This is a genomic window from Citrobacter sp. H12-3-2 (genome assembly GCF_009649895.1).
Classification (GTDB): Bacteria; Pseudomonadota; Gammaproteobacteria; order Enterobacterales; family Enterobacteriaceae; genus Citrobacter; species Citrobacter portucalensis.
Genome location: NZ_CP045837.1, coordinates 3601195 through 3620227 on the forward strand (window position 1 = coordinate 3601195; position 19033 = coordinate 3620227).

General features: G+C 53.0%; 19 protein-coding genes. 7 read left to right on the forward strand and 12 right to left on the reverse strand.

All coding sequences use genetic code 11. The annotated features are described in order from the left end of the window. Positions 1 to 64: 64 nt before the first annotated feature. The 4 genes from hyi to allA all read right to left on the reverse strand — a co-directional run bounded on the left by hyi (position 65) and on the right by allA (position 4099). Positions 65 to 841 carry a hydroxypyruvate isomerase gene (gene hyi / locus GHC22_RS17280; RefSeq protein WP_153753634.1) on the reverse strand — a complete coding sequence of 259 codons (777 nt, stop codon included), beginning with the start codon at positions 839 to 841 and terminating at the stop codon, positions 65 to 67. 12 nt (positions 842 to 853) lie between these two features. Next, positions 854 to 2635: a glyoxylate carboligase gene (gcl, locus tag GHC22_RS17285; RefSeq protein ID WP_128317156.1), complete on the reverse strand. Its 1782-nt coding sequence runs from the start codon at positions 2633 to 2635 to the stop codon at positions 854 to 856. An 84-nt stretch (positions 2636 to 2719) separates the two neighbouring features. Then, positions 2720 to 3541: an HTH-type transcriptional repressor AllR gene (gene allR, locus GHC22_RS17290; RefSeq protein ID WP_228553195.1), complete on the reverse strand. Its 822-nt coding sequence runs from the start codon at positions 3539 to 3541 to the stop codon at positions 2720 to 2722. 75 nt (positions 3542 to 3616) lie between these two features. Next, positions 3617 to 4099 (reverse strand): ureidoglycolate lyase, encoded by a 483-nt coding sequence (gene allA, locus GHC22_RS17295; RefSeq protein ID WP_153753636.1) that lies wholly within the window; start codon positions 4097 to 4099, stop codon positions 3617 to 3619. A gap of 227 nt (positions 4100 to 4326) precedes the next feature. Between allA and allS the strand changes: the two genes are divergently transcribed. Both allS and mnmH read left to right on the forward strand, forming a co-directional pair. Then, on the forward strand, positions 4327 to 5253 hold the full coding sequence (gene allS, locus GHC22_RS17300) for an HTH-type transcriptional activator AllS (protein WP_003831088.1): 927 nt from the start codon (positions 4327 to 4329) through the stop codon (positions 5251 to 5253). 69 nt (positions 5254 to 5322) lie between these two features. Continuing rightward, entirely contained in the window at positions 5323 to 6417 is a 1095-nt protein-coding gene (gene mnmH, locus GHC22_RS17305) for a tRNA 2-selenouridine(34) synthase MnmH (RefSeq protein ID WP_153753637.1), read from the forward strand. Here the strand turns inward: mnmH and GHC22_RS17310 are convergent, their stop codons facing one another. The 6 genes from GHC22_RS17310 to ybbA form a co-directional block, all read right to left on the reverse strand. Further along, positions 6418 to 7077 (reverse strand): methionine ABC transporter permease, encoded by a 660-nt coding sequence (locus GHC22_RS17310; RefSeq protein WP_003831085.1) that lies wholly within the window; start codon positions 7075 to 7077, stop codon positions 6418 to 6420. Further along, entirely contained in the window at positions 7070 to 8086 is a 1017-nt protein-coding gene (sfbB, locus tag GHC22_RS17315) for a virulence-associated ABC transporter ATP-binding protein SfbB (RefSeq protein ID WP_032942581.1), read from the reverse strand. Before sfbB ends, GHC22_RS17310 begins: the two co-directional genes overlap by 8 nt. 63 nt (positions 8087 to 8149) lie before the next feature. Beyond that, entirely contained in the window at positions 8150 to 8980 is an 831-nt protein-coding gene (locus GHC22_RS17320; protein ID WP_003831083.1) for a MetQ/NlpA family ABC transporter substrate-binding protein, read from the reverse strand. Between the two features lie 260 nt (positions 8981 to 9240). Then, complete coding sequence (locus tag GHC22_RS17325; protein WP_153753638.1) at positions 9241 to 10374, reverse strand: porin; 1134 nt, start codon at positions 10372 to 10374, stop codon at positions 9241 to 9243. Between the two features lie 186 nt (positions 10375 to 10560). After that, positions 10561 to 12975 (reverse strand): putative ABC transporter permease subunit YbbP, encoded by a 2415-nt coding sequence (gene ybbP, locus GHC22_RS17330; protein WP_153753639.1) that lies wholly within the window; start codon positions 12973 to 12975, stop codon positions 10561 to 10563. After that, positions 12972 to 13658: a putative ABC transporter ATP-binding protein YbbA gene (gene ybbA / locus GHC22_RS17335; RefSeq protein WP_008783992.1), complete on the reverse strand. Its 687-nt coding sequence runs from the start codon at positions 13656 to 13658 to the stop codon at positions 12972 to 12974. The genes ybbP and ybbA overlap by 4 nt, the downstream gene beginning before the upstream one ends. Here ybbA and tesA point away from each other — a divergent pair. The 3 genes from tesA to GHC22_RS17350 are packed head-to-tail and all read left to right on the forward strand — an operon-like array spanning position 13626 to position 15964. Next, positions 13626 to 14252: a multifunctional acyl-CoA thioesterase I/protease I/lysophospholipase L1 gene (gene tesA, locus GHC22_RS17340; RefSeq protein WP_003021850.1), complete on the forward strand. Its 627-nt coding sequence runs from the start codon at positions 13626 to 13628 to the stop codon at positions 14250 to 14252. The genes ybbA and tesA overlap by 33 nt on opposite strands. Before the next feature lie 28 nt (positions 14253 to 14280). Next, a complete protein-coding gene (locus GHC22_RS17345) occupies positions 14281 to 15051 on the forward strand; it encodes an SDR family oxidoreductase (RefSeq protein ID WP_003835790.1) in 771 nt (256 codons plus the stop codon). 58 nt (positions 15052 to 15109) lie between these two features. After that, positions 15110 to 15964 carry a co-chaperone YbbN gene (locus GHC22_RS17350; RefSeq protein WP_032942575.1) on the forward strand — a complete coding sequence of 285 codons (855 nt, stop codon included), beginning with the start codon at positions 15110 to 15112 and terminating at the stop codon, positions 15962 to 15964. A 105-nt stretch (positions 15965 to 16069) separates the two neighbouring features. Here GHC22_RS17350 and fetB read toward each other — a convergent pair whose 3' ends face one another. Together fetB and fetA are read right to left on the reverse strand one after the other, a co-directional pair. Next, the gene (fetB, locus tag GHC22_RS17355; RefSeq protein ID WP_008783989.1) at positions 16070 to 16849 is read right to left on the reverse strand and encodes an iron export ABC transporter permease subunit FetB; all 780 of its coding nucleotides are present in this window, start codon (positions 16847 to 16849) and stop codon (positions 16070 to 16072) included. Further along, positions 16836 to 17513 carry an iron ABC transporter ATP-binding protein FetA gene (fetA, locus tag GHC22_RS17360; protein WP_057067790.1) on the reverse strand — a complete coding sequence of 226 codons (678 nt, stop codon included), beginning with the start codon at positions 17511 to 17513 and terminating at the stop codon, positions 16836 to 16838. Before fetA ends, fetB begins: the two co-directional genes overlap by 14 nt. A 133-nt stretch (positions 17514 to 17646) precedes the next feature. Here fetA and GHC22_RS17365 point away from each other — a divergent pair, with 133 nt between their 5' ends. Both GHC22_RS17365 and GHC22_RS17370 read left to right on the forward strand, forming a co-directional pair. Continuing rightward, positions 17647 to 18564, forward strand: coding sequence for an SPFH domain-containing protein (locus GHC22_RS17365; protein ID WP_003831073.1), 918 nt, complete (start codon positions 17647 to 17649; stop codon positions 18562 to 18564). Beyond that, positions 18561 to 19019, forward strand: coding sequence for an NfeD family protein (locus GHC22_RS17370; RefSeq protein WP_032942572.1), 459 nt, complete (start codon positions 18561 to 18563; stop codon positions 19017 to 19019). The genes GHC22_RS17365 and GHC22_RS17370 overlap by 4 nt, the downstream gene beginning before the upstream one ends. The last annotated feature ends 14 nt before the right edge of the window (positions 19020 to 19033 follow it).

The window sequence follows — 19033 nt, forward strand, 5'->3', positions numbered from 1 at the left end:
CAGGCAACACAACCCCCTTCCAACAAAGTGGAAAAAAATAGCGATGCCTGAAATTCCTTACAAATTATCGATATTGATTAATCCACGTTAATCCCGCTTCGGTGGTGGTCAGCGGTTTATATTCACAACCAACCCAGCCGTCATAACCTGATTTATCGATAAACTTAAAAATAAAGTCATAATTAATTTCCCCGGTCCCTGGTTCTCCGCGACGAGGGTTATCTGCAATTTGCAAATGACCTATTTTATTTGCCCATGTGGTCATAGTTTGGGTTAACTCTCCCTCCATGCGCTGCATGTGATAAATATCATACTGAATCTTGATATTATTGCAGCCGACGCTGTCAATTAACGCCAGAGCCTGATGAGTTCCGGTAAGATGGAAACCCGGTATATCAAAATGGTTGATCGGCTCAATCAGCAATAAAATATCTTCTTTTGCTAACATATTTGCCGCATAGCGCAGGTTTTCCACCAGCGTCTGCTGGATCTGTTCGGCAGAAAACCCCGTAGGCGTTTTACCCACCAGGCAATTAATTTTCTTATTGCCAAGTCCCTTCGCATAACGAACCGCCGCTGCCACACCGTCACGAAATTCCTCTTCGCGACCAGGAATACAGGCGATACCACGTTCACCCGCAGCCCAGTCTCCGGCAGGAAGATTATGCAGCGTATGTTCCAGTTGGTTGTTTTGCAGCTTTTCTTTTAATACATCAATGTCGTAATCGTAGGGAAACATAAACTCTACGCCACGAAAGCCCGATTGTGCCGCTTTATCAAAGCGCTCAAGGAAACTGTATTCCAGAAACAGCATGGAAAGATTGGCTGAGAAACGTAACATTTGTCACTCCCTCTATTCGTATTTCATAAAACAGGTTTCGGTTGGTGCATCGGTAGCACCGTCTGCAATCTCTTCAAACTCGGTAACATTATCCAGTTCACTGCCCATGGAAATATTCGTTACACGTTCAAGGATCACTTCGACAACAACCGGAACGCGATACTGCGCCATCAGAGCTTTGGCTTGTTCAAACGCCGGAGCAAGCTCTTCAGGTTTAAACACGCGAATGGCTTTACAGCCTAACCCCTCAGCTACTTTGACGTGATCGACGCCGTAGCCGTTTACTTCGCTGGAGTTGATGTTTTCGAACGCCAGTTGCACGCAGTAATCCATATCAAACGCGCGCTGCGACTGGCGAATCAACCCCAGGTAGGCGTTGTTGACCAGCACATGGATGTAAGGAATGTTGAACTGCGCACCCACCGCCAGCTCTTCGATCAAAAACTGGAAGTCAAAATCGCCGGAAATCCCAACGACATTGCGCGAAGGATCGGCAACACAAACCCCTAATGCCGCCGGCAACGTCCAACCAAGAGGGCCAGCCTGACCGCAGTTGATCCAGTGACGGTCTTTAAATACGTGCAGCATTTGCGCAGCGGCAATTTGCGATAACCCGATGGTGGTGACATAGCAAACATCACGACCGAAGGCTTTATTCATCTCTTCATACACACGCTGCGGTTTAACCGGAACGTTGTCGAAGTGGGTTTTACGCAGTAGCGTCCGCTTACGCTGCTGGCATTCATCAACCCAGGTATTCCGGCAAGGCAAACGTCCGGCTTTCTGCATCTCCTGAGCAACGTCAATCAGCAAAGTGAGCGCGGCTTTGGCGTCGGAAACGATACCTAAATCCGGGCAAAGAACGCGGCCAATTTGCGTCGGCTCAATATCGATATGAATGATTTTGCGCCCTTCAGTATATTTCGCGACGGAACCGGTGTGTCGGTTAGCAAAGCGGTTACCAATACCGAACACCATATCGGAAGCAAGCAACGTGGCGTTTCCGTAACGATGCGCCGTTTGTAATCCCACCATTCCGGCCATTAACTCATGATCGTCCGGGATACATCCCCAGCCCATCAGCGTAGGAATTACCGGTACGTTGGTTAGTTCAGCAAAGCGTTGCAGCAGTTCGCAAGCATCCGCATTAATCACCCCACCTCCAGCTACGATGACCGGACGCTCAGACTGAATCAGCATTTCCAGCGCTTTCTCAATCTGTTTGCGGCTGGCTGCAGGTTTGTACACCGGTAGAGGCTCATACATTTCTGGATCGAATTCGATTTCTTCAACCTGAATATCAAAAGGTAAATCGATCAACACCGGGCCAGGACGACCAGAGCGCATAACATGGAATGCCTGCTGTAAAACCCGAGGAAGCAGCGCCGCTTCACGCACCGTTACCGCCATTTTGCTAACCGGTTTGGCAATAGACTCAATATCTACAGCCTGAAAATCTTCCTTATGCAAGCGGGCGCGAGGGGCCTGGCCAGTGATGCATAAAATAGGAATAGAATCGGCAGAAGCGGAATACAGCGCGGTGATCATGTCAGTACCTGCCGGACCGGAAGTGCCAAGGCAGACACCAATGTTACCTGCCGTTGCACGCGTGTAGCCTTCCGCCATATGGGAGGCACCTTCAACGTGGCGAGCCAGAATGTGACGAATGCCTCCGTGCTTACGCATTGCGGAATAGAACGGGTTAATTGCGGCTCCAGGGACCCCAAATGCGGTGGTGATACCTTCTTTTTCCAGCACATACATTGCCGCGTCAACAGCTCTCATTTTTGCCATTTTCTTTCTACCTCTATTTATTGGAAAGATTTTCCAACTTTAAAAAAATCCAAAAAAGTCCCGCTCCTTTGAGCGGGTTACGACTTACGCTACGGGGGCTTTTAAGCCAAGCGCCGTACTGATATCTCGTGCGGTATCCCGTACCAGTTCCCCCTGACTGATAAAACGATCTTCCGTCAGTCTGGATGCGGGCCCCGAAATAGAGATGGCAGCGACGACACTGCCTGCATCGTCATAGATAGCCGAAGCGATGCAATTCAATCCAATAACATGCTCTTCGTGATCGACGATATAGCCATTCTCGCGCGCCAGTTCCAGATTGCGCAGCAGAGTCGGAAAGTCTACCAACGTGGTCGGCGTAAATTGCTGCAAACCCGTTTTCACGACGATGTCCATTAGCTCTTCTTCCATCAACGGATAAAGCAGTGCTTTTCCCGCACCAGAAGCATGTAGCGGCATACGACTACCCAAAGGTGCGCACATTCTGACCATCGATTTGCACTCCTTCTGACCAATCAACACCGCTTCGGTGCCATTGCGAATCGCGACATTAACTGTTTCGCCCGAAAGCAGCATTAATCGGTGCATAAACGGTCCGGCAACCGACAGGACATCGCGATTATGAATATACGCTGAGCCCACGTTGAATACGCCTAAACCGATGTGCCACCAACCTAACTGGCTATCCTGATAGACAAAATCAGCACCCTGTAAAACCTTCAACAGGCGAAAAGTCGTGGAGAGCGGCAAATCCAGACTGCCGGAAATATCGCTCACTGACGAACTACCTCCACTTCTTTCGAGATACTGCAAAATCGCAATGCCTCTTTCGAGCGCCTGAGCGCCTTTCTGCGCAACCGGCTCCGCCTGTCCTGGCCTGCCGCGCCGTCTTACTTCCGTTACCACTACATTTACTCCGGCCCAAAATATGAGCATAAACAATGAACAATATGCTCATATTAAGCAAGAAGGCCGATAGCGTCACGCAAAACAGAGTTCATGAGCAGGGATACTTTCAACATCGCAATTATCGCTACCACCGCGATCGACGGTCAGAAAATCGGTCACGGTTTGCCAGGCGAACAGCGGGTGATGCCAGACGTTTCGGTGGTAATTCACACCCTGTTGGCCATTGGTGATAAAAGCTTTTAAGGTGGAAAGATCGGGTTTGTCCTCGCCGAGCGCGACAATCACCACAAACGCTTCGCCATTCATAGGCATAAATGCCTGGGTGCCTAGCGGGTGGCGCTCCAGTTCATGCACAACAATCGGCATAGCCGCTGGTTGCGCGCGATTAATACTGATGAGCGTACGATCCTGCTCCAGGACCTCGACATTGGCCAGGTCGTGATAACGCTCAACGAGCCCATCATTGATATGAAAAAAATCACGTTTATGAGTTTCTATGACATCGCCATAAGCGCTGAACGTATGCTGATTTAACGGTAATACCTCAAGTTTCATCATCATTTCCTCGTAACTGAATTCCGCTGAACCGCAGTCAGAACACGTGGCGGTTTCAATACCATGCAATCTAAAACCTTCGTGATTTAACATCAATACAAAAATTGGAAAATTTTTCCAAAACTAGATTTAGACCACAATTTAAACAAGGCCATTATGCAAAAATACTTATAAATCAGAGAACAAGAAATCAGGCTTGTAGAAGATCATTGAGGGAGTAGCTGACGATGTTTGACCCGGAAACACTGCGTACCTTTATCGGCGTCGCCGAAACGGGAAGTTTCTCCAGGGCGGCGGACCGCTTGTGTAAAACCACAGCCACCATCAGCTACCGTATTAAACTTCTGGAAGAAAATACCGGCGTCGCGCTGTTCTTTCGCACCACCCGAAGCGTGACGTTAACCGCCGCCGGTTCTCATCTCCTTTCTCAGGCAAAAGACTGGCTCGCCTGGCTGGACAGCATGCCCAGCGAGTTGCAACAAGTGAACGACGGAGTAGAGCGCCAGGTGAATATTGTGGTCAACAATCTGCTGTACAGCCCTGAAGCCGTCGCTCGCCTGTTATCCTGGCTTAACGCACGCTACCCCTTTACTCAGTTTCACTTTTCCCGGCAGATTTATATGGGCGTGTGGGATTCTCTGCTGTACGAAGGATTTTCACTGGCTATCGGCGTCACCGGCACTGAACCAATGGCAAACACCTTTACCCTCGATCCTTTGGGTTCTGTTCAGTGGCGATTTGTCATGTCGGCAGATCATCCGCTGGCAAACATCAGCGGTCCATTAACGGAAGCGCAACTGCGCCGTTTCCCGGCTATCAACATTGAAGACAGTGCGCGGACCCTGACCAAACGGGTCGCATGGCGTCTTCCAGGTCAAAAAGAGATAATCGTCCCCGACATGGAAACCAAGCTTGCAGCGCATCTTGCGGGGGTGGGTATCGGCTTCGTTCCGCAGCCGCTCTGCCAGCCGCTGCTGGATAGCGGGCAACTGGTTAGTAGCATCATCCCGACCATGCGTCCCCCCTCTCCCTTAAGCCTCGCATGGCATAAGTTTGGCGCAGGTAAAGCAGTTGACGATATTGTGACGCTGTTTACCCAGCGAAAACCGGAAATTGCCGGATTTTTGGCAATTTTCAACAATGCACGCGATTGAAAATCAAGTCATCCTTTCATTTGGCGCGTAAAATAGTACGCAGGATGATTTGAGGTTTCGTTTTTTACTATGCAAGACACACAAACAATACAAGACTACCGCGCAATTTTGCTTGCCGGTACGCCTTTAATCGATGTACGCGCCCCCGTCGAATTTCAGCAAGGCGCAATGCCGGGCGCAACCAACCTTCCCTTAATGAACGATGACGAACGTGCCGCCGTGGGTACCTGTTACAAACGCCAGGGACCTGAAGCTGCCCTCGCGCTTGGTCATCAACTGGTTTCGGGTGAAACCCGTCAACAGCGCATGAGCGCCTGGCTGGATGCCTGCCGTCAACATCCTGCGGGCTATTTATGCTGCGCGCGCGGCGGTCAGCGTTCGCATATTGTGCAGCAGTGGCTGCATGAGTCCGGCATTGACTATCCGTTGATTAAAGGCGGTTACAAAGCCCTGCGCCAGGCAGTGATACAGCTGACTGAAGAATTAGTGCAAAAGCCGATCGTCTTAATTGGCGGCTGTACCGGGAACGGTAAAACGCAACTGGTGCAACAGCAGCCAAACGGTGTGGATCTCGAAGGTCTGGCGCACCATCGCGGCTCCTCGTTTGGGCGCACCGTTGAACCTCAATTGAGTCAGGCGAGTTTTGAAAACCTGCTGGCGGTTGAAATGCTCAAAACCGATAGCCGTCAGGATTTACGTCTGTGGGTACTGGAAGATGAAGGCCGCATGATCGGGGCTAATCATCTGCCCGAATGCCTGCGCGAGCGCATGACCCAGGCATCAATTGCGGTGGTGGACGATCCTTTTGAGCGTCGTCTGGAGCGACTACGTGAAGAGTATTTCGTGAAGATGCACCACGATTTTACCCACGCTTATGGCGAGAGCCAGGGCTGGCAGGAGTACAGCGAGTATCTGCACCACGGCCTGTTTGCTATCCGCCGTCGTCTGGGTTTACAACGTTTTGCCGAGCTGACCACCCTGCTCGACGAGGCTCTGCGCGAACAGCAGGCAACGGGCAGCACCGACGCCCATATGGGCTGGCTGGTGCCGTTGCTCAATGAGTATTACGACCCGATGTATCGTTATCAGCTGGAAAAGAAAGCCGCGAAAATCGTCTTTCGCGGCACATGGCAGGACGTTGCCGAGTGGCTTAACGCACAGTGATCAGTGTCTGTCGCGCTTATCTGCGCGTTTTGCCAGCCAGTCACCCAGCACCTGAACGACCTGCACCAAAATAATCAGCGCCACCACGGTGACGATCATGACCTGGGTTTCGTAGCGGTAATAACCAAAGCGAATCGCCAGGTCGCCGACTCCACCGCCGCCAACGATCCCGGCCATCGCGGAGTAACCGATCAGACTCACCAACGTTATCGTCAACCCACGCAGCAGACCCGCGCTCGCTTCAGGTAACAGAACGGTGCAGATGATGCGCATCGGGCTGGCACCAAACGCTTCCGCCGCTTCAATAATGCCTTTATCGACTTCACGTAACGCGCTATCAACCAGACGGGCATAGAAAGCGATTGCCGCCACCGAGAGCGGGACCGACGCCGCAATCGGGCCAATGGTATTCCCGAGCAAAAACTGGGTTAGCGGCAGCAGCAGAACTAGCAGGATCACAAACGGTACCGAACGAATGATATTCACCAGCACGGAGCTGAGCAGATACACAAAACGGTTTTGCCAGAATAAATGCCGGTCGGTGACGAAAATCAGAAAACCGAGCGGCAGACCACCAATAATTGCCAGCACCGTAGAGATGCTCAGCATCTGGAAGGTTTCATTAAACGCCAGCGTTAAATCAGGCAATAAATCATCCACGAATCACCTCCACCTGTGCAGTACGTTGACGAATATGTTCCACGGCGACTTCCACCGCTGAAGGGTTATGCGGCGCGGTCAGCTGCACGACCAGAATCCCCAGCGCACGTTCGCCAATATATTCAATTTTGCCGTGCAGAATGTTCACCGCCACGCCAAATTTAACCGCGACTTCTGACAACACCGGCTGTTCCGCCGAATCGCCGATGAACAGAATTTTTAGCAACTGACCAGGCAGATGCTGGCGCAGACGCTCGGGCAGCGTCAAATTGAGGGTATGCGACACCAGCTGCTGCGTAAACGCGTGCTGCGGGTGAGCAAAAACGTCAAACACCTCACCAGACTCCACCACCTTGCCGCCGGACATTACCGCCACGCGATCGCAAATCGATTTGATCACGTTCATCTCGTGAGTGATCAGCACGATCGTGATCCCCAACTGTTGGTTGATCTGCTTAAGCAACGCCAGAATCGTGGCTGAGGTTTCGAGGTCCAGCGCCGAGGTAGGTTCATCACACAGCAGCACATCCGGGTGATTGGCAATCGCGCGGGCAATACCCACACGCTGCTTTTGCCCACCGCTGAGCTGAACCGGAAAGCGGTTCGCCTTGTCGGACAGCCCCACCAGCGCCAGGATTTCGCTCACGCGCGGACCAATTTTACTGCGCTCCCATCCGGCAGCCTTCAGACTAAAGGCGACGTTTTGCGCCACGGTACGGGTATGCATCAGGTTAAAATGTTGAAAAATCATACCGATACGCTGACGGGCTTTACGTAGATGCCCCCCTTCCAGCGCGGAAATTTCTACGCCGTTCACCTTCACGCTTCCCTGGCTCGGACGCGTTAAGGCGTTCAGGGTGCGCAGCAGCGTACTTTTCCCCGCGCCGCTGGTCCCGACAATGCCAAATATCTCACCTGCGCCAATGCGCAAGCTAACGTCATCAACCGCCCGGGTTGATGGTCCACGGCCTGCGCTAAAATCCACGCAAACTTTCTCAATCTCAATCATAGCCACCTCAGAAATGCGAAAAGGGCAGTCGTCGCTGCCCCTGTTAACCCTTGTGCGCAGCGATTATTGGGCTGTCGACATCCATTCCGGTTTCTGGAAGGCGCTGTAGATATTTTGCGGATCGTCGATCACCGCGCGATACGCCGGAGATTTCACCGCCTCAACAATATCTTTTGCGAACGGTTTATCCGCATCTTCACTGCGTACCGCGATGATATTTTTCAGATTTTCGTCCAGGTGTTCCTGCTTGATGGCGCTGGCGAGATCCATTTTTGCCGCCACGGCAAAGTTACCGTTGACCAGCGCACCGGTCACACCGTCCAGCGTACGCGGCAGCTGTGCCGCTTCCAGCGGTTTAAACACCAGCCCTTTGGGATTGCTGGCGATATCGCGCTCGGAGGCTTTAGTTGGATCAATATTGTCTTTGATGGTGATAAGGCCAATAGACTGCAGGAAACGCAGACCGCGAGCCAGGTTGGTGGGATCGTTGGAAAGCGTGATCACATCCCCTTTTTTCAACTCATCCAGGCTTTTGATTTTATGTGAGTAAAACCCCATCCCGGCCGTCGGGACCACAATCAGCTTGCTCAGCTTCAGGCCTTTATCGGCGGTGAATTTGTCAAAATAGAGCGAATGCTGGAACAGGTTAGCATCAATGCTACCGTTGGAGAGCGCCATGTTTGGCTGCACGTAATCGCTGAATTCGCGCACCACTACCTTATAGCCTTTCTCTTTCAGCGTGGGGGCAATGGCCTGTTTCACCATATCACCATATGGCCCAGGCGCGACGCCAAACACGATTGTGTGCGGGTCACTGTTCGCATGAGCAAATTGTAAGCCGCAGGCCAGTAACAGCGCCCCGGTCGCGACGCGTAAACTCTGACGCAATCCCATATTTTCTCCATTTTAACGTTGTGGTGTCATGTCTCACGCCGTTCATGCGGCGTTGTTCTCGTTGGCCTGATAACAGGCAGATTTCTAACATGACACAGATCACAACCTGCTGTCCTTGAAATTATTTCATGATGTTGCAGAGTATGTTTTTAAATGTGAGAAGGTATGAAAAAGCCGGATGTCGGCACAAGTGCCTTATCCGGCCTACAACTGCTTTCTTAGGCCCGATAAACGCAAGCATATCGGGCGGCAGGCGTCGATTAGAAGTCGTAACGCAGACGCACCAGGTTCATGTCACCCAGATTGTCGGTGCTGGAGGTAAAGACGTGTTCGTAATCAACACGGAAACCGTAATCCAGCTGGAAGCTGATCCCTACGCCGTTGTCGGTACGCAGGTAGTTACGGCCATTCACGTACTCAATACGGTCGCCCATAAAGTACGGCTGAACGGATTTCAGCGCATACTGACCCACCGGGAAGGTGTAACCGGCGAAGTATTCCAGACCCCAGGCGTCACCGGCAAAGTAGTCGTTAACAGAGACTTTTTTGGTGGTCATGAAGTTTTGATACCAACCGCCGCCCATCGAGAAGGTCCAGTTGTCCGGTTTCCAGCTCAGCGCGGTACCGACGATGTTTTGATCGTAGGTTTTGCTGGTGTTGCCACGCATTTCCGCGCGAGTGTAGTTCCACGCCGTACCCCAGGTCAGGTCATCGGTAATGTGATAATCCACACCCAGTGAGCCGCCGCCTTTACGCTTGTAGCGCAGACCGTTGTTCGGGTTGTAATCATCACTGAACAGATAAGAGGCGTAGAGATCCACATCACCAACGGTATTCTTATACTTCAGTGAGTTACGCGTACGATAGGAACCATCATAGTCGCCATTAATACCGTTACCTGGCGCCTGACCGATCATGTCATAGTCCCAGATATCCGTTTTCGCACCGACTACATCATAGTAAATGCTGTTTTGTTGACCGAAGGTCAGCGTACCCCAGGTTGCACTCTTCAGACCGGTGTACAGCATACGACGCGTGGTATCGTTGGCACCGTCAGCGTAGTGGTTATCCCAGTTGAACATCGCCGGGAAGTTAACGCCCAGCTCGTAGTAGCTCACCCAACTGATATCATCAAACAGATAGTAGTCAGCGGCGAAGCGGAAACGTGTACCGCCATCGAAGCCATTACGTTTGTAGCCATTCTTACCATCGTCACCGGCCATATTCTGGAACTGCGGACGAATACTGCCGCCGACGGTGAAGTTAAGACGGCTCAGCGGGTTGCCCGCCTGCGGATCTTGTTTCAGGACCGTGATTTCCGCCTGTGAAGCGAAAGTCGTTAATGCCACTGCTGCGCCGAACGATACCGCCAGCGCTGTTTTTTTTATAGTCATTATTTATACCTTGATAGATAGCCTGCCAATTATTCAGCACACAAATATTAACGTTTATTAATACTCTCGTGTTGTTGGGTTTTTATTGTTCTGTGCTGTTAAATATCAAGGAGTTATCAATTTGTGCTACATAGAAAAAAAGACGCACCGATTTTAAAACCGGTGCGTAATCATCACGAATATGAATTAACTACTGAACTGACGGAACAGCGCTTTACCTTTTAGCAGACGTGAACCGAGCCATCCGCCGCATAAAGAGAGCAGCAATGCTCCACTAAATGGTAATACTACCCACAGTCGCCAGTCTGGCTCCCACGGGAAATCAAACACTTTGGTTTGCAGTACCGCCAACGCTGTTTCCGCACCGATGGCCGCCACCAGTCCGGCAACCATCCCGAGCATGGCGAACTCGCACCACAGCGTGGTACGCAGCAGCTTCTTACCTGCTCCCAGCATGCGCCAGACCACCAACTCCTGATGACGTTGACGCATCCCGACCTGGACCTGCGCCAATAGCAGCAGCATGCCACAGGCGGTGACCAGTACCACCATCACCTCCAGTGCGCGGCTCACCTGATCCAGCACCTGGCTCACCTGTTTGAGGATGGCGCCAATATCCAGCAGGCTGATGGTCGGGAATTCGCGGTTAAGCTGCGTTAGCATGCCGTTGCCATTCTCCCAGCGAAAGCTGGTTAACCAGCTTTGCGGCTGAGCATCCAGCGCGCCGGAAGGGAAGATAAAGAAGAAGTTGGGCCGCAGGCTTTCCCAGTCCACTTTGCGCAGACTGCTGACCGTGGCGCTGAAATCCTGGGTATCGCCCATAAAAGTCACCCGATCGCCGAGTTTGACGTTCAGCCGTTTCGCTAACCCCTCTTCCATCGACACTTCGCCCGCTTTTGGCGGCCAGCTTCCGGCGGTTATCGGGTTATGATCCGGTCGGGTATCCTGCCAGGTCAGGTTAAGCTCGCGGTTCAGCGCCTCATCCTGATTGCCTTCGGTCGGCTTCTCATTGATAGCCGTCAGACGCGCCCGCACAATCGGATAGAACGATTCCGGGATCACCTGATGCTCGGACAGGAAAGCCTTCAGCGGAACCACCTGCTCGGTGGCAATGTTAATCAGATAATAGTTCGGACTTTCCGGCGGCATTTGCTGCTGCCAGCGGTCGAGCAGATCGCCGCGCAGCACCAGTAACAACGCCAGCAGCATAAAGGAAAGCGAAAATGCCGATAGCTGGCTGAGCGTTGACCACGGCTGGCGTAACAGTCGACTGACCGCCAAACGCAGCGGCAGTGAGGAGAGCGTCAGACCACGCAGCACGTTGAGCAGCATCCAGCCGAGCACCCCGCACAACAGCGCCAGTACCACCGCACCAGCCAGTACCGCCCACAGCAGTGGACTTCCGCCCATCAGTCCAGCAAGCAGTGCAATCACGACTATCACGACCACCGGCAAATAAAACTTCAGGGGCCAGACGTTTGCCACCACGTCACGGCGCAGCACCCGCAGCGGCTGCGTTGCCAGCAGCAGGCGGTAAGGGCGTAACCCCACCAATAGCGAAATCACCGTCATGGTGCCTAGTGCCCATAACCACGGCCAGGGGCTGGCAGGCGGTAGTTCTCCAGGCAGAACCGGCTTGAGCAGCAGCACCAGCACGCGCTCGAATAACAGTCCGAATAGTCCGCCGGTCACGCCAGACAGCGCCAGCACCATCAGCCATTGACCAACAATCAGCCTGCGCAGTTGCGCTCTGCCCGCACCGAACGTTTTCAGAATAGCCACCAGATCGTAACGGCTGCGGCAATAATGGCTCATAGCCACGGCAACCGCGGCGACCGCTAGCAACAGCGTTAACAGCGCCGACAGCAGCAAGAACTGTTGCGAACGCTCAAGTGATTTCCCCAGCGCCCCTTCATCCTGCTCCAGCCCATACCAGCGCTGTTCAGGCTTTAACTGTGGCAGCAGCCACTTTTCATAGGCTTCCAGTTGCGATGGCGTCCCGCCAAATTTATAGCGCCAGGTCACGCGGCTTCCCGGCTGGACCGCCGCCGTTTTTTCGACATCCGCCATGTTCATCATCAGACGCGGTGCTATCTGGAACGGATTAAAACCAGAGCCCGGCTCCTGCACCACCTCCCCGGCAATGCTCAGCGTGGCATCGCCAACGTCGATGGAATCACCGACTTTTAAGTTGAGTAGCGCCATCAGACGTGGGGCCAGCAGCACCGAGCCCGGCTGCGGTTTCAGTCCCGGCGGGTTGGTTTGCAGTGTGCCGTACATCGGATACACATCATCTACCGCTTTGACGTTCGCCAGCTGCGGCGTATCCCGGGCAAAAGTCATGGTAGCAAAGGTCAACTGTTCGCCCACCTTCAGGCCACGCTGTCGCGCCTCGTCAATCCACGCTTTCGGCACGGTACGCGAACTTTGTAGTGACCGATCGCCCGCCATAAACTCACGGCTTTGCTGGCTCAGCCCTTTTTCCATACGATCGCTGATATTGCCCAGCGCCAGCACACAAGCTACCGCCAGGCTCAGCGCCAGCCAGACAATCAGTAGTGAAGGCGAGCGCCATTCGCGCCAGAACCAGCGTGCAATCATGCCTCCTCCTGCAACTGTCCATTCACCAGACGTAAGCGCCTGTCGCAACGCGCCGCCAACTGCGGGTCATGCGTCACCAGAATCAGGGTGGTGCCGTGTTCCCGGTTCAGAGAAAACAGCAGGTCGGCTATTTTGTCTCCGGTCTGGCGATCGAGGTTGCCCGTTGGTTCATCGGCAAACAGCACGTCAGGGCGACCGTTAAAGGCCCGCGCCAGCGCCACGCGCTGCTGCTCCCCGCCGGAAAGCTGGGCCGGAAGATGATCGAGACGTTTTCCCAGCCCAAGTTGCTCGAGCAGCGTTTTTGCCCCGTCGCGGCTTTTTCCGCTATTTTCGCCGCGCAACAGCGCGGGCAGTTCGACGTTTTCCAGCGCGTTGAGGGTCGGAATTAACATGAATGACTGGAAGACAAAACCCACGTGCCGCGCCCGCAGCTGCGCCCGGGCTTCTTCGTCCATGGTGTGCAGCGCCTGCCCCACCAGGCTGACTTCACCGCTGGTGCCATCGTCAAGCCCGGCGAGAATCGCCAGCAGCGTGGATTTCCCCGATCCCGACTCGCCAATCAACGCAATGGTCTCGGCGCGTTTGACAACCAGTTCAACTCCGGTAAGGATGGATAGCTCATGATCACCCTGACCGACGGATTTCTTAAGATGATGAACTTCAACAATGTTTTCCGCTGGCATTGGCCTTTCCTGTTCCTGGTCCTGTTAACTTTCCGCGCCGCCGCAGCGGACACGTTATTAATTCTGGGTGACAGCCTGAGCGCCGGATACCGAATGTCCGCCAGCGCCGCGTGGCCTGCGCTACTTAATGATAAATGGCAAACCAAAACGCCGGTGGTGAATGCCAGCATCAGCGGCGACACCTCGCAGCAAGGTCTGGCCCGTCTGCCTGCATTACTCAAGCAGCACCAGCCGCGCTGGGTGCTGGTCGAACTTGGCGGCAACGACGGCCTGCGCGGCTTCGCGCCTGCGCAAACCGAACAAACCCTGCGAACAATTTTGCAGGACGTGAAAGCGGCAAATGCCGAACCACTGCTGATGCAAATTCGTCTGCCGGCAAACTACGGTCGCCGTTATAATGAAACCTTTAGCGCGATTTATCCAAAGCTCGCCAAAGAGTTTGATATCCCTCTGCTGCCATTTTTCATGGAAGAGGTTTATCTGAAACCCCAGTGGATGCAGGATGATGGTATTCATCCTAACCGTGACGCCCAGCCGTTTATCGCCGACTGGATGGCGCAACATCTCACACCTCTAGTAAATCACGACTCGTAATTCAACGGAGATCCTGACAGGTAAAGTTATGCAAAAATCGGTCTTAATAACAGGATGTTCCAGCGGAATCGGCCTGGAAAGTGCGCTTGAGCTAAAGCGCCAGGGTTTTCAAATTCTGGCAGGCTGTCGCAAACCTGACGATGTCGCGCGTATGAACAGCATGGGATTCACTGGCGTGTTGCTGGATCTGGATTCACCCGAAAGCGTGGATCGTGCCGCCGATGAAGTGATCGCCCTGACCGATAATCGTTTATATGGGATCTTTAACAACGCCGGATACGGTGTCTATGGTCCCCTGCCCACCATCAGCCGTGAACAGATGGAACAGCAGTTTTCCGCCAACTTCTTTGGCGCACATCAGCTTACCATGCGCCTGTTACCTGCCATGTTACCCCACGGCGAAGGGCGCATTGTGATGACCTCATCGGTGATGGGATTGATCTCAACGCCGGGACGCGGCGCCTATGCCGCCAGCAAATATGCACTGGAAGCCTGGTCCGACGCACTGCGTATGGAACTGCGCCACAGCGGGATTAAGGTCAGCCTGATTGAACCCGGCCCCATCCGTACCCGCTTTACCGAAAACGTCAACCAGACCCAGAGCGATGCTCCCGTTGAAAATCCCGGCATTGCCGCGCGTTTTACGCTGGGACCAGAAGCGGTTGTCGCCAAAGTGCGTCATGCGTTTGAGAGCGATAAACCAAAGCTACGTTATCCGGTTACGCTGGTGACCTGGGCAGTGATGCTGCTTAAACGCCTGTTGCCAGGCCGCATAATGGACAAAATTTTACAGGGTTGAGTTGAAGCTCGCGCGTCAGCCCCCATGTAACAAGAAATCGACAAAAGAGAGTAACTCCATGTCCACACAGAATATTGTTAACATTAACGAATCGAACCTACAGCAGACCCTCGAACAGTCGATGACCACGCCGGTCCTGTTCTATTTTTGGTCTGAGCGCAGCCAGCATTGTCTGCAATTAACGCCGGTACTGGAGAACCTTGCCGCCCAGTATAACGGTCAGTTTATTCTCGCTAAGCTGGACTGCGACGCCGAGCAGATGATCGCCTCCCAGTTTGGTCTGCGCGCGATCCCTACGGTTTATCTGTTCCAGAACGGCCAGCCGGTAGATGGATTCCAGGGTCCGCAACCGGAAGAGGTTATTCGCGCGCTGCTGGAGAAAGTGCTGCCGAGCGAAGAAGAGCTGAAAGCACGCCAGGCTATCGAATTCATCGAAGCCGGTAATCACGCGGATGCGCTGCCGCTGCTGAAAGAAGCCTGGCAGATCTCCAACCAGAGCAGCGAAATCGGTCTGCTGCTGGCGGAAACGCAAATCGCCCTGAACCGTTCTGACGAAGCCGAAGCGGTGCTGAAAACCATTCCGTTGCAGGATCAGGACACCCGCTATCAAGGGCTTATCGCACAGATCGAATTACTGAAGCAGGCCGCTGATACACCGGAAATCCAACAGTTGCAGCAGCAGGTCGCCAGCAATCCACAGGATGCGGCGCTGGCAACGCAGTTGGCTATTCAATTGCACCAGGTCGGACGTAACGAGGAATCGCTGGAATTACTGTTCAGCCACCTGAAGAAAGATCTTACGGCTGCCGATGGTCAGGCACGTAAGACTTTCCAGGAGATCCTTGCCGCACTGGGTACCGGTGATGCGCTGGCCTCGAAGTATCGCCGCCAGCTGTACGCGCTGTTGTACTAATTGGTTCATCATGCCCGATGGCGCTACGCTTATCGGGCTTACAAACACAACCAACACCTCATTCCCGTCGGCCGGATATGGCGGTAGCCGCCATACGGCATCACATCACGGTTTCTTTAATGGCGTTACCACTAATTGGTGACGTGAGTTATAGAATTTTCGATAGGTTAAGTAGCAGGCGATAATGGTCGACAGGCTGGCGGTTGATAGCAGCATAAACGTCACCATAATCTGATACTTAATTGCTTTTACCGGGTCAATACCTGCAAAGATCAGTCCTGACATCATTCCCGGTAAACTCACCAGTCCTACGGTCTTCGCTGAATCAATCGTCGGGATCAGCGAGGCGCGAATGCTGTCGCGAATAAGCGGTGCAGAAGCCACCTTCGGCGTTGCGCCGAGGCTGAGTTTTTCCTGAATTTGCTGCTGCTCGCTGTTAAACCGCTGCCCCAAATTGTTGTAACACAGCCCCACCGCCACCATCGCATTGCCTGCAATCATGCCGGAGATCGGGATGACCTGCATCGGCGTGAACTCGATAGAGCCTGAAAGAACCAGCACCGAAAGCGTTAGCCCCGCTCCCACCGTAATAGCAATAAACGACGAGAGAAAAGCTTTATCAATATATTTACTGCGTTTTTGCGCGTTATAGGCCGCGTTAAAGCAGATAAACAGCACCATCAATAAGGTCAGAATGCTATGGTTGACGCCGAAAATATATTTCAGCACGTAGCCCACGATAATAAGCTGAACCACTGCCCGGCAAACGCTCCAGAGAATATCTTTTTCCAGCGCCAGCTTTTCTTTGTTGCTGATCAGTATCGCGACCACCACCAGCATCATCGCTAACGCCAGGGATTCATTGGTAATATTATGCTCGTTCATTACTTACTTCCTGCATTTCACCGGCGTGCGGTTGAAGGGTTATGACGTTATCCGCATGATCAATTTCATCTTTGTCATGCGTCACCCACAGCACAGCAATATTCTTATCGCGAACATAGTGGTGAATTAATTCGTTCACATTACGCTTGTTGGATTCATCCAGCGCGCTGGTGATTTCATCAAGCAGCAGAATTTTCGGCAGAAACTGCAAATTACGAATTAACGAGACGCGCTGCTTTTCGCCGCCGGATAGCTCATTGATATTTTTTTTGAGGATCGTCTCGGGTAACTCAAAGCGGGCCAGATCGGCCAGAAACACATCCGGATCCGGACGTTTGTCGCGAATTTGCCAGGGGAAAATGAGATTGTCGTAAACGGTGTCACCAAACAAAGCGGGCGTTTGCGCGCAATAAGAGACCTGCTGGCGATAAGCTTCAGGCTTAAGCGTTGATATCTCCTTACCCTCAAAAAGGATTTCACCAGAACTCGGGCTAATTAACGACGCGACTATCTTGAGTAACGTACTTTTACCGCAGCCGGACTGGCCGGTAATCAGCTTAAATTCTCCGGCGTGGAGATCAAAACAGATGTTATTAAGAACCTGCGTCGCCCCTGCCTGCCATGCGACATTTTTTAACTGAAGCAGAATGCTGCTTTCTTCCATTACCAATCCCTTTTTACATCTTTCGTGCAGATAGTCTATCCCTGTAATTTATTATAGGGGAGCCCACCTTGATAAATCGGGTATAATTTGACTAATGAGGCAGTAAAGGACAGCACAACAGGAGGTTTCATCAATGCTCATTTTTATTCCTATTCTTATTTTTGTCGCGCTGGTGATCGTCGGCGCAGGCGTCAAAATCGTCCCGCAGGGATATCAGTGGACGGTAGAGCGTTTTGGCCGTTACACCAAAACCCTGCAACCGGGTTTAAGCCTTGTTGTACCGTTCATGGACCGCATTGGTCGTAAGATCAATATGATGGAACAGGTGCTTGATATCCCCTCTCAGGAAGTCATCTCCAAAGATAACGCCAACGTCTCGATTGATGCTGTGTGCTTTATTCAGGTGATCGACGCGCCGAAAGCCGCATATGAAGTCAGCAACCTGGAACTGGCGATCATCAACCTGACCATGACCAACATTCGTACTGTTCTCGGCTCGATGGAGCTCGATGAAATGCTCTCCCAGCGTGACAACATCAACACGCGCCTGCTGCATATTGTTGATGAGGCCACCAATCCCTGGGGCATCAAAATCACCCGTATTGAGATTCGTGACGTGCGTCCACCGGCGGAACTGATTGACGCCATGAACGCGCAGATGAAAGCCGAACGTACCAAGCGCGCCTACATTCTGGAAGCCGAAGGGATCCGCCAGGCGGAAATCGTCAAGGCCGAAGGTGAGAAGCAGTCGAAAATCCTCATCGCGGAAGGTGAACGTCAGTCCGCATTTTTACAGGCTGAAGCGCGTGAACGTTCCGCAGAAGCAGAAGCCCGCGCAACACAGATGGTTTCTGAGGCCATTGCCGCCGGGGATATTCAGGCCGTGAACTACTTCGTGGCACAGAAATACACCGAAGCGCTGCAGCATATCGGCTCGTCGAATAACAGCAAAGTGGTGATGATGCCGCTGGATGCCAGCAGCCTGATGGGCTCCATTGCCGGGATCGCCGAACTGGTTAAGGACAGCGCCAGCGAGCGGAAAAAATCATGATAGCGATGATTCTGGTGCACCCGCATATTTTCTGGCTCAGCCTCGGTGGTCTGTTACTGGCCGCCGAGATGCTGGGCGGCAACGGTTATCTGCTGTGGAGCGGCGTGGCAGCGGTGATTACCGGTCTGGTCGTCTGGCTCGTTCCGCTAGACTGGGCGTGGCAGGGGGCGATGTTCGCCGCCCTCACCCTGCTGGCGGCCTGGCTGTGGTGGAAGTGGCTGGCAAGACGCGTTCAGGAGCAGCAGCCGGCCGACAGCCATCTTAACCAACGTGGACAACAGTTAGTTGGCCGTCGATTTACTCTGGAAACTAACCTGGTCAATGGTCGCGGACATATGCGCGTCGGCGACAGTTCCTGGCCCGTTAGCGCCCGTGACGATTTGAGCGCCGGAACGCAGGTTGAAGTCATTGCCGTTGAGGGAATCACCCTGATTATAAAAGCGGTATCACACTAAAAAGACAGGAAATA

Bases quoted from the DNA above. Each gene is read 5' to 3' on its own strand.
- tesA (WP_003021850.1), top strand. From the start codon at position 13,626: ATGATGAACTTCAACAATGTTTTCCGCTGGCATTGGCCTTTCCTGTTC.
- allA (WP_153753636.1), bottom strand. From the start codon at position 4,099: ATGAAACTTGAGGTATTACCGTTAAATCAGCATACGTTCAGCGCTTAT.
- mnmH (WP_153753637.1), top strand. From the start codon at position 5,323: ATGCAAGACACACAAACAATACAAGACTACCGCGCAATTTTGCTTGCC.
- GHC22_RS17325 (WP_153753638.1), bottom strand. From the start codon at position 10,374: ATGACTATAAAAAAAACAGCGCTGGCGGTATCGTTCGGCGCAGCAGTG.
- gcl (WP_128317156.1), bottom strand. From the start codon at position 2,635: ATGGCAAAAATGAGAGCTGTTGACGCGGCAATGTATGTGCTGGAAAAA.
- GHC22_RS17350 (WP_032942575.1), top strand. From the start codon at position 15,110: ATGTCCACACAGAATATTGTTAACATTAACGAATCGAACCTACAGCAG.
- fetB (WP_008783989.1), bottom strand. From the start codon at position 16,849: ATGAACGAGCATAATATTACCAATGAATCCCTGGCGTTAGCGATGATG.
- GHC22_RS17370 (WP_032942572.1), top strand. From the start codon at position 18,561: ATGATAGCGATGATTCTGGTGCACCCGCATATTTTCTGGCTCAGCCTC.
- GHC22_RS17345 (WP_003835790.1), top strand. From the start codon at position 14,281: ATGCAAAAATCGGTCTTAATAACAGGATGTTCCAGCGGAATCGGCCTG.
- GHC22_RS17365 (WP_003831073.1), top strand. From the start codon at position 17,647: ATGCTCATTTTTATTCCTATTCTTATTTTTGTCGCGCTGGTGATCGTC.
- ybbA (WP_008783992.1), bottom strand. From the start codon at position 13,658: ATGCCAGCGGAAAACATTGTTGAAGTTCATCATCTTAAGAAATCCGTC.
- fetA (WP_057067790.1), bottom strand. From the start codon at position 17,513: ATGGAAGAAAGCAGCATTCTGCTTCAGTTAAAAAATGTCGCATGGCAG.
- hyi (WP_153753634.1), bottom strand. From the start codon at position 841: ATGTTACGTTTCTCAGCCAATCTTTCCATGCTGTTTCTGGAATACAGT.
- ybbP (WP_153753639.1), bottom strand. From the start codon at position 12,975: ATGATTGCACGCTGGTTCTGGCGCGAATGGCGCTCGCCTTCACTACTG.
- sfbB (WP_032942581.1), bottom strand. From the start codon at position 8,086: ATGATTGAGATTGAGAAAGTTTGCGTGGATTTTAGCGCAGGCCGTGGA.
- GHC22_RS17320 (WP_003831083.1), bottom strand. From the start codon at position 8,980: ATGGGATTGCGTCAGAGTTTACGCGTCGCGACCGGGGCGCTGTTACTG.
- allS (WP_003831088.1), top strand. From the start codon at position 4,327: ATGTTTGACCCGGAAACACTGCGTACCTTTATCGGCGTCGCCGAAACG.